This window comes from Aminobacter sp. J44, from assembly GCF_007829415.1.
GTDB lineage: Bacteria > Pseudomonadota > Alphaproteobacteria > Rhizobiales > Rhizobiaceae > Aerobium.
This window is the reverse complement of record NZ_VLJG01000010.1, coordinates 1-14,776: the sequence shown is the minus strand read 5'-3', so window position 1 is coordinate 14,776 and position 14,776 is coordinate 1. Positions and strand designations below refer to the sequence as shown.

Annotated in this window: 13 protein-coding genes and 1 tRNA gene; 10 read left to right on the top strand and 4 right to left on the bottom strand. The window is 62.5% G+C overall.

Going from position 1 to position 14,776, the window contains the following annotated elements:
• Positions 1-12 precede the first annotated feature (12 nt).
• Complete coding sequence (locus tag L610_RS05290) at positions 13-915, bottom strand: LysR substrate-binding domain-containing protein (RefSeq protein WP_144703121.1); 903 nt, start codon at positions 913-915, stop codon at positions 13-15.
• A gap of 138 nt (positions 916-1,053) precedes the next feature.
• Here L610_RS05290 and L610_RS05285 point away from each other — a divergent pair, with 138 nt between their 5' ends.
• The 6 genes from L610_RS05285 (at position 1,054) to L610_RS05260 (ending at position 7,033) form a co-directional block, all read left to right on the top strand.
• Positions 1,054-2,088: a PotD/PotF family extracellular solute-binding protein gene (locus tag L610_RS05285; protein ID WP_246658924.1), complete on the top strand. Its 1,035-nt coding sequence runs from the start codon at positions 1,054-1,056 to the stop codon at positions 2,086-2,088.
• A gap of 38 nt (positions 2,089-2,126) precedes the next feature.
• Positions 2,127-3,029, top strand: a complete 903-nt coding sequence (locus L610_RS05280; RefSeq protein ID WP_144703115.1) for an ABC transporter permease — start codon at positions 2,127-2,129, stop codon at positions 3,027-3,029.
• On the top strand, positions 3,029-3,844 hold the full coding sequence (locus L610_RS05275) for an ABC transporter permease (protein WP_144703112.1): 816 nt from the start codon (positions 3,029-3,031) through the stop codon (positions 3,842-3,844). Before L610_RS05280 ends, L610_RS05275 begins: the two co-directional genes overlap by 1 nt.
• Before the next feature lie 10 nt (positions 3,845-3,854).
• Positions 3,855-4,916 carry an ABC transporter ATP-binding protein gene (locus L610_RS05270; protein WP_144703109.1) on the top strand — a complete coding sequence of 354 codons (1,062 nt, stop codon included), beginning with the start codon at positions 3,855-3,857 and terminating at the stop codon, positions 4,914-4,916.
• A 17-nt stretch (positions 4,917-4,933) separates the two neighbouring features.
• The gene (locus L610_RS05265) at positions 4,934-5,935 is read left to right on the top strand and encodes a dipeptidase (RefSeq protein WP_144703106.1); all 1,002 of its coding nucleotides are present in this window, start codon (positions 4,934-4,936) and stop codon (positions 5,933-5,935) included.
• Positions 5,936-6,052: 117 nt separating this feature from the next.
• A complete protein-coding gene (locus tag L610_RS05260; RefSeq protein WP_024846694.1) occupies positions 6,053-7,033 on the top strand; it encodes a GlxA family transcriptional regulator in 981 nt (326 codons plus the stop codon).
• 16 nt (positions 7,034-7,049) lie between these two features.
• On the opposite strand, the gene L610_RS05255 is transcribed toward L610_RS05260, so the two are convergent.
• Complete coding sequence (locus L610_RS05255) at positions 7,050-7,520, bottom strand: Lrp/AsnC family transcriptional regulator (RefSeq protein ID WP_144703103.1); 471 nt, start codon at positions 7,518-7,520, stop codon at positions 7,050-7,052.
• 127 nt (positions 7,521-7,647) lie between these two features.
• On the opposite strand from L610_RS05255, the gene L610_RS05250 reads away from it, so the two are divergent.
• Positions 7,648-10,035 carry a transketolase gene (locus L610_RS05250; RefSeq protein ID WP_144703100.1) on the top strand — a complete coding sequence of 796 codons (2,388 nt, stop codon included), beginning with the start codon at positions 7,648-7,650 and terminating at the stop codon, positions 10,033-10,035.
• Between the two features lie 96 nt (positions 10,036-10,131).
• On the opposite strand, the gene L610_RS05245 is transcribed toward L610_RS05250, so the two are convergent.
• Complete coding sequence (locus tag L610_RS05245; RefSeq protein ID WP_144703098.1) at positions 10,132-11,343, bottom strand: MFS transporter; 1,212 nt, start codon at positions 11,341-11,343, stop codon at positions 10,132-10,134.
• A gap of 45 nt (positions 11,344-11,388) precedes the next feature.
• Positions 11,389-12,903, bottom strand: coding sequence for an FAD-dependent oxidoreductase (locus tag L610_RS05240; RefSeq protein ID WP_144703095.1), 1,515 nt, complete (start codon positions 12,901-12,903; stop codon positions 11,389-11,391).
• Between the two features lie 44 nt (positions 12,904-12,947).
• On the opposite strand from L610_RS05240, the gene L610_RS05235 reads away from it, so the two are divergent.
• The 3 genes from L610_RS05235 to L610_RS05225 all read left to right on the top strand — a co-directional run.
• Positions 12,948-13,439, top strand: a complete 492-nt coding sequence (locus L610_RS05235) for a MarR family winged helix-turn-helix transcriptional regulator (protein WP_144703092.1) — start codon at positions 12,948-12,950, stop codon at positions 13,437-13,439.
• Between the two features lie 455 nt (positions 13,440-13,894).
• Positions 13,895-13,968 (top strand) — tRNA-Gln (locus L610_RS05230).
• Positions 13,969-14,191: 223 nt separating this feature from the next.
• Positions 14,192-14,776, top strand: a 585-nt coding sequence (locus L610_RS05225; protein WP_186441350.1) for a BCCT family transporter, incomplete at its 3' end; no start/stop codon positions are given.

Here is a 14,776-nt window from a genome sequence, read left to right as displayed (position 1 = left end):
GTCTCGTTGAACCTATTCCTGCGCCGCTACTCGTTCCGGGCGGCGCAGGAAATTCAGGAAGGTCACCAGGACCTTCGACTTGTTGCTGCGATCCCAAACGGTGGTGACCGGCAAGCGGCTGCTGATATTGCTGATCGGCCGCACTTCGACGCCGGCGCGCGGCATGTTGGCCACGCAGCTTGAATAGATCGTCACCCCGACGCCCGCAACGATCAGCCCCATGATGCCCTCGGTGTTCGAGGCTTCCATCACGATGTTCGGGAAGAAGCCGTGGCTGCGGCATTGCGCGAACATGATGCTGCGGAAGGCCGCCCAGTTCTCGGTGGCGCCCATCACGAAATCCTCGCCCGAAAGCTGTTCCAGCTTCAGCGTTTCGTAGGCGCAAAGCGGATGGGACGATGGCAGCAATGCGACAAAGTCGTCCTCGTCAAAGGTGAACTGCCGCATCATCGGATGCTGGAATTGGCCGATCATGAAGCCGATGTCGATCTTTCGCTGCAGTAGCGAAGTCTGCTGTGCCGTCGTCGGCATGAAGACGAGATCGAGCCGGATGTCTGGATGCAGTCCGGCGAAGTCACGGAGCACGTGTGGCAGCTTTCCGTTGATGGCAAAGTCGGTGTAGGCGATCTTCAATTCGCCCCTTACGCCCCGCGCGGCATGACGCGCACTGTCGACCGCCTTGCGCAGTTGAGTTTCGAGGCCGCCGGTTTCGGTCAGGAACACTTTTCCGGCTTCCGTAAGCTCTACGCGCCGTGTCGTGCGAATCAGGAGTGGCGTTCCGATCTCCTGTTCAAGCTGTTGAATAATTTTGGAAAGGGCCGGCTGCGCGATGTTAAGCGCGTCGGCTGCTCGTCCAAAGTGCAGTTCTTTCCCCAGTGCTGAAAAAGCGCTCAGGTGGCGCAGCTCGATGCTCATATTTTGACCAGCAATTAATAGCTATACAGAATGAATAATGCCGAAATTGATATTTTACAATTAGCAACGGAGGACCCATCGTGAGGCAAAGAGCCAACAAGGTCAGGGGAACCAGATATGACAGAAGAACGCCTTTTAATGTCCCGTCGCCGCATGATGAGCCTGCTTCTCGCAGGTGCAGCAATGCCGGCGCTGATGCCGCGCGGCGCACATGCCGCCGGCGGTACGGTCGTCGTCTCGAACTGGGGTGGTGACTGGAACGAGCGCACCATCAAGTACGTCGAGAAGCCGCTGCTGGAAGACAAGGGTTATTCCGTTGTCCGCGACTTGGGCATGGAGCCGGAGCGCAAGGCAAAGCTGCTGAGCGAAAAGCGCATTCGCCGTGCTTCGGCCGACGTGATCCACGTCAACAGCGCCGACGCGTTCGAGCTGAAGCAGCAGGGCGTGGTTGCTGATCTCGAGCATTCCAAGATCCCGAACTACGCCGGTGTCGTGGAAGAGCTCAAGAGCCCGTATTTCGTGCCGTGGCTCTACAGCGGTGTCGTCATCATTTACAGCGCCGACAAGGTGAAGGAGCCGCCGAAGTCCTACGCTGAACTGTGGGACCCGAAGTGGGTGGGCCGCATCGGCCTGACCAATCAGCTCTATTTCAACTACATGATGATGGCTGGCCTCGTGGCCAAGGGCAACATGACCAGCGCTGAAGAGGGCAAGCCGCTCCTCGAGAAGCTGGCCGCAGAGAGCAAGCCGCGCCTCTACGCTGCTCACCAGCAGCTGCAGGCGGGCCTGGCGAACGGCGAAGTCGACATTGCCATCAACTACAAGGCGCGTGGCCTACAGTGGGCCAAGGATGGCCTGCCGCTCGGCATCCAGTACCCCGAGGAAGGCGCGATCGCCGTCACCTTCGGCGTCAGCCTGACCGAATTCGCGGCAAACCCGGAGCCGGGTTACGCCTATCTCGATGCGCTGCTTGATCCGGTCGCCATGGCGGGCCTCGCCGAGGCGAGCCTCTACGCGCCCGCGAACACCAACGCAGCCCTGACGGACGAGCTGCGCCAGCTGGTCGACTTCAGCGCAGAGGAGCGCGCGAAGATGCAGTTCCTCGACTTCGCCTATGTCGCGGAAAACACCGCTGGCTGGCTCGAGTGGTGGAACAAGACCTTCGCTGCCTGATCCGAGCAAGTGAGCCATAGTCTGAAAAGAGTACGCGCATGACCGACACGGTCGCCGAACCGGCTCGCGGTGCCGCCCCGAAAGGGGCGGCCATCCGGCTGGGAATTCCGATGCTGTCAGCACCGGCTATGATCCTCGTGGCGCTCGGGCTTCTCCTGCCGCTGGCGCTGATGCTTCGCAACTCGCTGAACATCTACGATCCCGCGGAGCTGATGATCAGCGCATTCACGCTGGAGAACTACGTCAAGTTCTTCACCGACAGCTTCTATCAGGGTGTGCTCTGGCGCACGGTATGGATCTCCGCGCTGTCGACGGCGATCTGCCTGATCTTCGGCGCCCCGGTGGCGTATTTTCTGGCCCGCTACGTGGGCGATTTCGCCAAGCGGATGCTGCTCATCTTCATCCTCGTTCCGCTGCTGATCGGTAATGCAGTGAGAACATCAGCGTGGATGCTGATCCTCAATGATCACGGCGTTCTCGCTGCCATTCTCGGTTTCTTCGGCTACGAGGGCGAACTCGGGCTGATGTACTCCGCCCCGGGCGTGGTGATCGGCCTCGTCTCCGTCTTGCTGCCGTTCATGATCATCACCCTCAACAGCGTCTTCGAGGCGATCGACCGCAATCTGGAAGATGCAGGCCTCAGCCTCGGCGCAAATCATGTCACCATCATGCGGCGCATCGTGTTGCCGCTGGCGCTGCCGGGCATCCTGTCCGGTTCGGTCCTCTGCTTCATCCTGTCGATGAACGCCTATGCGACGCCGGTGCTGATCGGCGGCCCGACCTTCCACATGATGGCGCCGACCGTCTACCAGCAGATCGCCAAGGTGATGAACTGGCCCTTCGGCGCCGCGCTCTCCTTCATCCTGATGGCGGTCACCCTCTGCCTGACGATCTGGGTTTCGGCGCTGGTGCAGCGTAAGTACCGGAAATGGAGTGAATGATGTCGGGCGCTTCGGCAAACAACACCCGCTGGGCCTATACGCTCTTCAGCAGCCTGGTCATCGGCTTCATCCTGCTGCCGCTGGTCTTCATCGTCTGGATGAGCTTCTTCTCAAACAAGATACTGTCCTTCCCGCCGCAGGGCTACACCCTCGACTGGTACACACGCGCATGGGAGATGTCGGACTTCCGCAACGGCTTCTTCCTCAGCTTCCGCACCAGCATGATCGCGACGCTCGTAGCGCTCGTGCTGGGACTGCCGGCGAGCTTCGCGCTGGTTCGTGGCCGCTTCGCCGGCCGGGATCTGGTCAACACGCTGCTGATGTCGCCGATGGTCGTGCCGGCCATCGTGGGCGGCAGCGCAATATTCGTGTTCTTCCTTGAGATCGAATTCCTGACCGGCATTCAGGTCGCCGGTTCCAGCCTCGGCCTGATCATGGCGCACAGCCTGATCGCGCTGCCGTGGATGATCCGGCTGGTGACCACCTCGATGATTTCCGTCAATCCCTCGATCGAGGAGGCGGCAAGCAGCCTCGGCGCAGGCCCGTTGACGATCTTCTTCCGCATCACCTTGCCGGTGATCAAGCCGGGCGTGATCGCAGGCTCGCTCTTCGCCTTCGTCAATTCGTTCATCGATCTCGAGAAGTCGATCTTTCTCGTCGGGCCAAACAGCACGACGCTGCAGATCGCGCTCATCAACTATCTGGAGTGGAACTTCGATTCCACCATCGGTGCAGTGGCCACGGTGCAGATCTCGCTCATCACCCTCCTGCTGCTGATCACCGATCGTTACGTCAAACTCAGCCGGGCTTTCTGAGAGGAATATCATGTCGGAAGTTGTGCTTCAGGAAGTTGCGAAACACTACGGCCCGGCGGTGGTGGTGCAGAACATGTCGCTGCGCATCGCCGACGGCGAGCTGAACTCGCTGCTCGGTCCGTCGGGCTGCGGCAAGACGACGACGCTGCGCATGATCGGCGGTTTCGTCGATGCCACCAGCGGCAACATCACTGTCGGCGGACGCGACGTGACCGGCCTGCCGCCAAACCGGCGCAATATGGGCTTCGTGTTCCAGAACTACGCCCTGTTTCCTCACATGACGATCGCGCAGAACGTCGCCTTCGGGCTTGAGATGCGCAAGGTCAACCGCGCCGATGCCGAGAAGAAGGTACAGGAAGCGCTCGCTCGCGTGCGCCTTGCGCAATATGGCGACCGCCTGCCCAAGCAGCTTTCGGGCGGCCAGCAGCAGCGCGTGGCGCTTGCCCGCGCGCTGGTCATCGAACCGGATGTCCTGCTCCTCGACGAGCCGCTGTCCAACCTGGACGCGTCGCTGCGCCAGGAAATGAAGATCGAGATCCGTCAGCTGCAGCAGTCGCTTGGGCTGACCACGATCTTCGTCACCCATGACCAGGACGAAGCGATGAGCACCTCGGACCGGATGGTGCTGATGTACAACGGCAAGGTGGAGCAGATCGGCTCGCCCGACGAGCTCTACAACCAGCCGCGATCCGCCTTTGCCGCGCGCTTCCTCGGCGTTCCCAACCTTCTGCCGGGACGCATCGTTCAGGGCAGTTTTGAGATGGAAGGCGGCACCGCGCTGCGCCTTGCGGGGCAAAAACAACTCGTCGGCAGCTGCTTCCTCGCGCTGCGGCCGGAGGTGATCGGCATAGCGGCGGAGGCGGTCGAGGGCGAGAACAACCTCTCCGGCACTGTCGAGATTATGACCTATCACGGTGCTGCGGTCGAATATCAGCTGCGCACGGATGCCGGCCTGACCCTCACCGCCCGTGCGGTTGCGCCGGGTCTGGGCGGGCCGGAAGTCCTGCCCAAGGGTGCAAAAGCCTGGCTGCACTGGCCTGCGTCGGCCGGAGTGATTGTAAGCGAACACTGACATCTCGGAAGAAAAACATGACTGTAACCACAACTCGCCCCGAGGCCGCGGCCTTGCACGAGCGCTTGACCGTCGTTGACGGCCTGATCGTTTCCAATTTCGGCCGCGAGATCTTCGAGGACATGCGCAAGGGCGGCATCACCGCCGCCAACTGCACCTGCTGCATCTGGGAAGGCTTCACCGAGACGATGCGCAACATCATGCGCTGGAAGGCCTGGTTCCGCGAGAACTCCGACCTGATCCTGCAGGTGAAGACCACCGCCGACATCCGCCGCGCCAAGGCCGAAGGCAAGACCGGCATCATCCTCGGCTGGCAGAACGTCTCCGGCATCGAGGACCAGATCGGCTATCTCGAATTGTTCAAGGAACTGGGCGTGGGCATCATCCAGATGGCCTACAATACCCAGAACCTCGTCAGCACCGGCTGCTACGAGAGCCGGGACAGTGGCCTCTCCGACTTCGGCCGCGAGGTTGTGGCCGAGATGAACCGCCTCGGTATCCTCTGCGACCTGTCGCATGTTGGCCCCGTCAGCAGCCGCGACGTCATCCTCGCCTCGAAGCAGCCGGTCGCATATTCGCACTGCCTGCCCGCCGGCCTGAAACAGCATCCGCGCAACAAGAGCGACGAAGAGCTGCGCTTCATTGTCGATCACGGCGGCTTCGTCGGCGTGACCATGTTCACGCCGTTCCTTGCCCGCGGCGTCGATGCGACCGTCGACGACTATGTCGAGGCGATGGAATACGTGATCAATCTCTGCGGCGAGGACCGTGTCGGCTATGGCACCGATTTCACGCAGGGCTATGACCAGGAGTTCTTCGACTGGATCACCCACGACAAGGGCTATGCCCGTCGCCTGACCAATTTCGGCACGATCAAGAATCCAGCAGGCCTCGACACGATCGGTCACACCGGCGCACTGACGGAGGCGATGCTGCGCCGCGGCTGGTCGACCAGCCGCATCGAGAAGATCATGGGCGAGAACTGGGTCACGCTGCTGCGTGAAGTCTGGGGCGCGTAATCACGATAAGGCAGCCCCGCTCGTCCGGGGTTGCCAATTCGCTAAGGTGCCTTGCGTCCGCCCCCCGGACAGTTACTTGCTGGACGAAAGCACCTTTCGCCCGAATCGGAACCCCGAATGCCCGTCACGCCCCCGAACAAGCTCAAGGTCGGCTTCGTCCTCGCGCGCCTGTTCACGCTGTCGGCATTTGCGCTGTTCGTCGACACCCTGCGGCTTGGCAGCGATCAGCTCGACCGTTCCGGTCGCGTTGCGGCCGACTGGGAGGTGTTGGGCAGCACCCGCAACCTCATCCCGTCGAGCTGCGGCGTCCAGGTGAGCCCAACCTGCCGGCTGATCGATCCGCAGCATTTCGACTACATCGTGGTGGTCGGCGGCCTCCTCGACGTCGAGGAGCCGGTGGATGGCGAGACCATCGACTACCTCAAGAAGGCGGCCGCTGCAGGGGTGCCGCTGATCGGCTTGTGTACCGGCTCGTTTATCCTGGCAGAAGCCGGGCTGATGAAGCAGCACGAGGCCTGTGTCAGCTGGCTGCACGTACGCGCCTATCAGGAGCGTTTTCCGGGGCATCCGGTGCGGAGCGACCGGATCTTCAACCTTGACGAGAAGCGCGGCTCTTGCGCCGGCGGCAGCAGTGCGGCCGACATGGCCGCTTCACTGGTGCGGCGTTACATCGGCGAGGAAGCGCAGCGCAACGCGCTGGAAGTGCTGCAGATTGATCAGCCGCGCCCGTCGCTCCACGTGCAGCCGCGACGGCCCTTCGCCGAGGATTTTGGCGACGCGCGGGTGCGCGCCACCCTCATCAACATGGAACAGAATCTCGAAAGCCAGCTGTCGATCGCCGAGCTTGCTGCCAAAGTCGGCCTGTCGACGCGCCAGCTGCAGCGGCTGTTCATGCAGAAGGCCGGCATGTCGCCGGCCTACGCCTACAAGCGCGTGCGGCTTGAGCACGCCAGGCTTCTGATCACGCAGACGAAGACGCCAATCGTGCAGGTCGCGCTCGAGGTCGGCTGCGAAAACCCGACGCACTTCTCCAAGCTTTTCAAGCGCGTCTACGGCCAGACTCCTTCACAGGCACGCGCTGCGGCGAGGATCGGGTGAGGGAAGGGCTTCCGCGCTAGCTTATCGGCAGCGTCTCCGATCGCTTCACCTGGCCGAGCGCGAAGCTGGTCTCGATCGAGGCGATGTTGTCGAGCCGGGTGAGCTTGTCCTTGATGAAACGCTCGTACGCTTCCAGGTCGGCGGCGACGACACGCATCAGGTAGTCGCGCTGCCCCGTCATCAGGTAGCAGTCCAGCACCTCCGGCCAACGCGACACCGTCTCCTCGAAGCGGTCGAGATCTTCCTCGCGCTGGCGCTCCAGCTTGATCGAGGCAAAGGCGCTGATCGGCAGCCCCACTCGCTTCTGGTCGATGATTGCCGCATAACCTTTGATGATGCCGGCCTTCTCCATCAGCCGCACGCGGCGCGCGCAGGGCGAGGGCGAGAGACCTACCTTCTCGGCAAGTTCGCCCATTGAAATCTTTCCGTCTTCCTGCAGCGCGCGCAGGATCTTGAGGTCGATGGCGTCGAGTTCAGGATTTGGCACGTTTCACCAAGAATAGGCATCAGGTTGGTTGAACAGGCTAAACTGACGCTGCGTCTCGCGCAAGTTTGGTCTGTTTCACCTCCCGTTCTGGCGTAGCATTTCTGCCAATGAAAAGGGGAGCAACCAAATGACCGACCTGAGGATGCTGGGAGAGCTGGAACGCAAGGTGCTGTGGCTGGCGACCTGGATGATCCACAACGCCAACCACCTGCGCGACAATGGCGACGGGCTCAAGGTCGGCGGTCACCAAGCCTCGTCCGCATCGCTGGCAACTATCATGACGGCGCTCTATTTCCACGCGCTGCGTCCCGAGGACCGCGTTGCCGTCAAGCCGCATGCGAGCCCGATCTTCCACGCGATCCAATACCTCCTCGGCAACCAGAGCCGCGAGAAGATGGAAAACTTCCGCGGTTACAAGGGCGTCCAGTCTTATCCCTCGCGCACCAAGGACGTCGACGACGTCGACTTCTCGACCGGTTCGGTCGGCCTCGGTGTGGCGCAGACACTGTTTTCCTCGCTGGTGCAGGACTACGTGCAGGCCAAGGGCTGGAAGCCCGACATGCCCGAGGGCAAGATGGTCGCGCTCGTCGGCGATGCCGAGATGGACGAGGGCAACATCTTCGAGGCGCTGCTGGAGGGCTGGAAGCACGGCCTTCGCAACACCTGGTGGGTGGTTGACTACAACCGCCAGAGCCTCGATGCGGTGGTGCGCGAGGGCCTGTGGGCGCGCTTCGAGGCGATCTTCCGCAATTTCGGTTGGGACGTCGTCGTTCTCAAGCACGGCAAGCTGCAGCAGGCGGCCTTTGCCGAGCCCGGAGGCGAGAAGCTGCGCGAGTGGATCGACGCCTGCCCGAACCAGCTCTATTCGGCGCTGACCTTCCAGGGCGGGGCTGCCTGGCGCAAGCGTCTGCTGGACGACATTGGCGACCAGGGCGACGTCTCGCGCCTGATCGAGCGCCGCAGCGACGAAGAACTTGCAGCACTCATGGGCAATCTCGGGGGCCACGACCTGCCGTCGCTGCTCGAAGCCTTCGAGGGGGCGCGCCAGCATGACCGTCCGGTGTGCTTTATCGCCTACACGATCAAGGGCTTTGGCCTGCCGCTCGCCGGCCACAAGGACAACCACGCCGGCCTGATGACGCCGGCGCAGGTCGAGGCGCTGCGCCAGCAGATGAACGTGCGCGTGGGCCGCGAGTGGGACAAGTTCGAGGGGCTCTCTGTTGCCGAGGATGCGGTGACAAAGTTCCTCAAGTCGGTGCCGTTCGCGGCAAAGGGCCGCCGTCGCTATTCCGCCGACGAGATCCCGGTGCCAGAAAAGCTCGAGTTCGGCGCTCAGCCCGCCATGTCGACGCAGCAGGGCTTTGGTCTTGTCATGCACGAGATCTCCAAGGGCGACACAAAACTTGCCGATCGCATCGTCACCACCTCGCCGGACGTGACCGTCTCGACCAATCTTGGCGCATGGGTCAATCGCCGCGGCCTGTTCTCCAAGGAGACGATGGCCGACCTCTTCAAGGCGGAGCGGATCCCGTCGACCTACAACTGGTCGTTCTCGCCGAAGGACCAGCACATGGAGCTCGGCATTGCCGAGATGAACCTGTTCATCATGCTCTCGGCGCTGGGGCTCTCACATTCGATCTTCGGCGAGCGGTTGCTGCCCGTTGGCACGCTCTATGATCCGTTCATCGAGCGCGGTCTGGATGCGCTCAACTACGCCTGTTACCAGGATGCGCGCTTCATGCTGGTGGCAACGCCATCCGGCGTGACGCTTGCGCCGGAAGGCGGCGCGCACCAGTCGATCGCAACGCCGCTGATCGGCATGGCACAGGACGGGCTGGCGAGCTTCGAGCCAGCCTTCGTCGACGAGGTTGCCGTCATGATGCGCTGGGCGTTCGAGTACATGCAGCGCTCGGGCGAAGCAGAACCCGACAAGCTGACCTGGCTGCGCGACGCGACCGGCGGCTCCGTCTACCTGCGTCTTTCCACCCGCTCGATCGACCAGGTGAAGCGCGAGATGACGCCGCAGCTTGAGCGCGACATCATCAATGGCGGCTACTGGATGCGAAAGCCGGGACCGAATGCGCAGGTCGTGGTTGCTTATACCGGTGCGGTCGCACCCGAAGCTATCGAGGCCGTCGGCATGATGGCCGAGGACCGGCGCGATGTGGGCCTGCTTGCCATCACCTCGGCGGACCGGCTCAACGCCGGCTGGACGGCGGCGCAGCGCGCTCGCGAGGGCGGACTTGTCCACGCCTCGAGCCATGTCGAGCGGCTGCTCGCGGACATACCCTCGCATTGCGGCATCGTCACCGTCATCGACGGCCATCCGGCGACGCTTGGCTGGCTTGGTTCCGTCCACGGCCACCGCACCCGCTCGCTTGGCGTCGAGCATTTTGGCCAGACCGGCTCGATCGCCGAACTCTACCGTCACTATGGCATCGACGCCCGCGGCATCATCCAGGCAGCCGAAGCGCTCACGCCGGGCAAGCCGATCCGGAATTTGCGCGCGGTTTAGGGGGGGCGCAAGATAAAGACGCGACGCACCCGCGGCCGGAATTGGGACGCGGGTGCGCTAACAATGCCAATCATGTTCTTCGGAAACTTGCGGTCGCTATCCCGAAAGCCGGGCTGCTGCGATGACCATCCCAATAAGCGCCATTACAACCGCTACTCCGATCCAGACGCCGTACAGAGCAAAGCCGAGGATGAACCCGCCTAGCACCGGCGCAGTAATATCGGCCAACGCGACCATCGATTGCGCCGCACCCAGGACAATACCCTGCCGCGCGCCCGGGACGCGGTTGGACAGCGCCGCCATATAGGTCGGCTTGGCGAGCGCATCGCCAGTGCTGATGCAGAATACCGCGAGCAGCAGCAGCGGAATGGTGGTGGCAATGCCGGCCGTCACGAACCCGGTCACGATCATCGCGAAGATGAGAAGGATCAGGTTGAGCTCGCTCAGGTATCGGCTCAGCCAGCCCAGCAGGAAGAGCTGGGCAAACAGATTGATCCCGCCATCAGCCATGATCAGATAGCTCAGCTCCCTGGCCGTAAAGGCATGTCCGTTCCAGATGAAGGTATCGCCAAGGAAGACCGGAATCTGCGACATGTACATGCCGTAGGCGAAGAAGTGGCACAGCATCACCACGACGAGAATTCGGATCGCGGCTGAACTCAGGATGGCTCCGAATGACGTCTTTTCAGACGTTTCCCGCTCGTGGGTAAGCTCCAGCGGACGGCCGTCTTCCAGTCGCAGAACCGTTATCAGGGTTGCCACTAGCACCAGCGCGAATGCGGCAAGGACAGGTGCTGTCAGCGAAGTCTCGGAAAGCAGGCCGGAAAGACCGGCACCGATGATGCCGCCGACGCCGGCGCCGCCCATCAGGATCCCCATCGCCTGCCGCCGGCTGGCGGTGTCGGTATGGTCGGCAACATATGCCCCGGTGACGGCAATATTGCCTGCCGTGAGGCCGAACATGGCCCGGGCGATCAGGATGACGACGACGTTGGGAGCAAGCGCGAGCAACAGCAGGCTCGCCGCCGCGACTACCTGACAGAGCAGCAGTATGCGCCTGCGGCCAAAACGGTCCGACAACTGGCCAAGCAAGGGGGCAGAGGCAAACTGGCCCCCGGCCTCTGCGGCGATGACCACGCCCAGGACGAGCGGGGAGCCTCCCATTTCCCGGATGTGGAACGGCAGTACCGGCAGCACCGCGGCTGTGCCAGCCGCATAAGCGCAGACGATCAAGAAAACGGGGAAGATGCGCCGCCAGTCGAGCGTCTTCGACCCGGTCGTGCGTTCGGACAGAGGCTGGATCGTCATGTTACGCACCTCGCTCGTTGACAAAGACGGTGCAGTTTCCAGCGCTCATTGCCCTGCCTCCCCAGGTATGGTCAGGCCCACGCGCTCGAGGAAGGCTTCAAGCTGGCTTATTCCGTCAGCATCGAGAGAGGTGATCGCGGCTATATAGCCGTCAGGGCGAACCAGCACGCATTCGCCGTCGGCAAGAGCATAGGCATCGCGGACGTGGTTCCCCGTGTCGATGATGTCGCCCCGATCCCCTAGCCGATATTGGTGAAGGCCTGCACGTGGCCGGAAAGCATGTTCTCCATTGATGAGGAGCGTCCAGTGCGTTCCCTTGAGGAGCTGGAACAGCCGCGTCGGCTGGCCTGCAGCGCCGGAAACCGGTGCGTCGGGAGCGCGATCGCCGGCCCGAAGGGCGCCGACGCGCGCAGATCCTTCGAGGTTGAGCGGTGAATCGAGGTAGCCAATGTCGAGCTGTCGCACTTCTCGCCCGCGCCTGATATCGCCGCGCCGGCCAGCATCGAGGAGCCGCGTCGAGAGGCCGAGCATATCTTCGGCCACCGGGCGGCGCTCGCTTTCGTAGCTGTCGAGCAGATCGTCGGGGCCACCGCGCAGAACCGCCGCGAGCTTCCAGCCAAGGTTGTAGGCGTCCTGCACGCTGGTGTTCAGGCCCTGGCCGCCCGTCGGCGGGTGAATATGGGCGGCATCGCCGGCGAGGAATATCCGGCCGACGCGGTAGCGTGCCGCCAGACGGGCATTCATTTCATAGGCCGACGCCCAGCTCACGGAGTGGACGAGAATGTCCATACGCCCGGTCCGCTCCGTAACCATTTGCTGCAGCCCAGCGGCCGACAGGTCGACTTCACCCTCGGGCGGCACAGGCGCCTGGATCTGAAAAAGATCGGTCCCGCCCAGCGGGCAGATCGAGAGCATCCATTGCATGTCGCCCTCGTTGAACTGGTGCCACCAGTTGCGGTCCAGCCCCGTCAGCGCCACGTCAGCGACCATGGCGCGAACGCCCAGCGTCTTGCCAGGAAAGTCGAGGCCGAGCGCGCGCCGCACGAAGCTGCGGCCGCCATCCGTCGCGACGAGATAGCGAACGCGCAACGTCTCCTCGCGGCCGCCCGTCGCGACCCGAGCGGTGACGCCACTATCGTCCTGCTCGAAGCCGACCAGTTCCCGGCCGAACTCGACATGGCGGCCGAGTTCGGCCAGCCGGGCGCGCATGATCCGCTCTGTCCCTGATTGCGGGATCATCAACGGAATATGGTAAGGTTCGGCAGGCGTCGGCTCGGGGCGCTCGCCAAAATCCTTCTCGATGAAGCTTCCGTCACGGCTGTAGACGCGCATCATCGGGTAGAGCCCGCCAGCGGCCACGACCTTGTCGAGAATGCCGAGGTCCTCGAAAACTTCCTGTGTTCGCGGCTGGATACCCTTGCCGCGCGAGCCGGGAAACGGCTCAACCGCCTTGTCGATCACGCGGAAAGAGATACCGCGCCTTGCCAGATCCAGGGCCAGCGTCAGGCCAGCCGCTCCCGCACCGCAGACGAGCACGTCTGCCGCAAATTCGTTTGCCATATCGATCTCCTTGTGTGCATTATGCACATAACAGGAGACTGGGAATGTCGTCAACAAAGAAAGTGCAAAATACACATATTGGCCCGCAGATCCGTGCTTTGCATGGGGCATTGCTGGACATCGTCAGCCTGATGAACAAGCCGCAGCGCGACGAGGAGCTCGTGCGCGAGGCAGGCATTGCGCTCGACCGGGCGCTGTTTCCGCTTTTGGTCAGCATCGAGCGGCTGGGACCGGTCGGCATAGTCGAACTGGCTGAGCGGGTGGGTCGTGACTACACCACCGTCAGCCGCCAGGTCGCGAAGCTGGAAAGTCTTGGCCTCGCGGAGCGCCGGCAAAGCGCTGCCGATCGCCGCGTCAACGAAGCGGTGGTGACAGCCAAGGGCAAGGCAATGACCGACCGGATCGACGCCGCCCGCGAGCGAATCGCCGCGGCGGTGTTTTCAAGCTGGGACCCGTATGAAGTCGATGAACTCGTGCGCCTGATGCGCAAATTCGCCGACGCGATGAAGGAGGAGCGGCAAGGGGGGGAGGGTTAGCCTGCCTGGCGCGGACCGTGGCCAGCCAGCACAGGGTGACATCTGAGACTGCGAGTGTTGCTGCTGCAGGTCGCCTGGATTCTCCAAAGCTTTCGCTGATCCAAGCCTGCAGTAGGTTGTCCGCTGCAGGCCGGTTCCACTGATTTTAGCTCCTTAACAGCTGTTCTTCGTCTTCATCAAAAATCCCGGCGAGGGGGGCAACTTCGGATCAACCAGGTTGATTCTGCATGCAGCGTGTTGAGACGGGGCGCTACCGCTTGCGCCGCCGTGGAGGCGGCCTTCGAGGTCATCATCCGCCACCCGCGCCACCCCGCGGGTAGGCGAGAAAATGATGAAAAATCACAGGTAGGTGGAGATTTCTGGGTTGACTATTTTCTGGCGGCGTCTATATCCGGCGCATCGCTGACGCCAACGGCGCAGCCGATCTCCGGGCCGGCAAACAAGCTGCCTGATGCTGGGGAATAGGTTAACGGTAGACCAGCGGACTCTGACTCCGTTAGTCCTGGTTCGAATCCAGGTTCCCCAGCCAACCGCTCCTCAAAATCGTTGAAACGCTGGAATTCCAAGGCTTTGCGCAGGCTTTCGCATCGTGCCGATGACGCTGATCACGAGAGGTGGCCGCCGCCACGGCTTCTCGGATCCCATCGCGTGCGCTCCCCCACGAAGGACTTGCCAAGGGCGGCCCTAGAGGTTGTCATGGTCACGAGGACTCAAGGTGGGTGCCGCCCACCTCATCGTTGAGGGAGAGGCATATGACCGACGCACAGACGACTGGCATTCCGGAACCTGAGGGCCCAACGAATATCATCGAGACTGACTACGAAGTTGGTCAGGACAATGTCCAGCCGAGCATCGGGGCACTCACTTTCGATGTTCATAATCCCGTTTTCGCTATCTCCGGATTGGTGATCGTTGCGTTTGTGATCATCACGCTGGCGCTGCAGAACGAGGCCGATGCCTTCTTCACCGGCCTTCGCGACTGGCTCACCTCCAAGCTGGACTGGTTCTTCCTCATCTCGGGCAACATCTTCGTCCTGATGTCGCTTGCTGTTATCGTGCTGCCGTGGGGTTCCATCCGTATCGGCGGGAGCGAGGCAAGGCCCGACTTCGGCTATCCCGCCTGGTTCTCGATGCTCTTTGCCGCCGGGATGGGCATTGGGTTGATGTTTTATGGCGTTGCGGAGCCGATCGGAAATTTTGACGCGGCACTTGCGGGCGTGACCGAAGAAGGCGGCGTGCGCACCGACTGGGCCCCGCTTGCTGGTGCAGAAGGTGATGCCGAAGGCGCGCGGAGGCTGGCGATGGCCGCGACGATCTTCCATTGGGGCTTGCACCCC

Bases quoted from the DNA above. Each gene is read 5' to 3' on its own strand.
- L610_RS05290 (WP_144703121.1), bottom strand. From the start codon at position 915: ATGAGCATCGAGCTGCGCCACCTGAGCGCTTTTTCAGCACTGGGGAAA.
- L610_RS05285 (WP_246658924.1), top strand. From the start codon at position 1,054: ATGTCCCGTCGCCGCATGATGAGCCTGCTTCTCGCAGGTGCAGCAATG.
- L610_RS05280 (WP_144703115.1), top strand. From the start codon at position 2,127: ATGACCGACACGGTCGCCGAACCGGCTCGCGGTGCCGCCCCGAAAGGG.
- L610_RS05275 (WP_144703112.1), top strand. From the start codon at position 3,029: ATGTCGGGCGCTTCGGCAAACAACACCCGCTGGGCCTATACGCTCTTC.
- L610_RS05270 (WP_144703109.1), top strand. From the start codon at position 3,855: ATGTCGGAAGTTGTGCTTCAGGAAGTTGCGAAACACTACGGCCCGGCG.
- L610_RS05265 (WP_144703106.1), top strand. From the start codon at position 4,934: ATGACTGTAACCACAACTCGCCCCGAGGCCGCGGCCTTGCACGAGCGC.
- L610_RS05260 (WP_024846694.1), top strand. From the start codon at position 6,053: ATGCCCGTCACGCCCCCGAACAAGCTCAAGGTCGGCTTCGTCCTCGCG.
- L610_RS05250 (WP_144703100.1), top strand. From the start codon at position 7,648: ATGACCGACCTGAGGATGCTGGGAGAGCTGGAACGCAAGGTGCTGTGG.
- L610_RS05245 (WP_144703098.1), bottom strand. From the start codon at position 11,343: ATGACGATCCAGCCTCTGTCCGAACGCACGACCGGGTCGAAGACGCTC.
- L610_RS05240 (WP_144703095.1), bottom strand. From the start codon at position 12,903: ATGGCAAACGAATTTGCGGCAGACGTGCTCGTCTGCGGTGCGGGAGCG.
- L610_RS05235 (WP_144703092.1), top strand. From the start codon at position 12,948: ATGTCGTCAACAAAGAAAGTGCAAAATACACATATTGGCCCGCAGATC.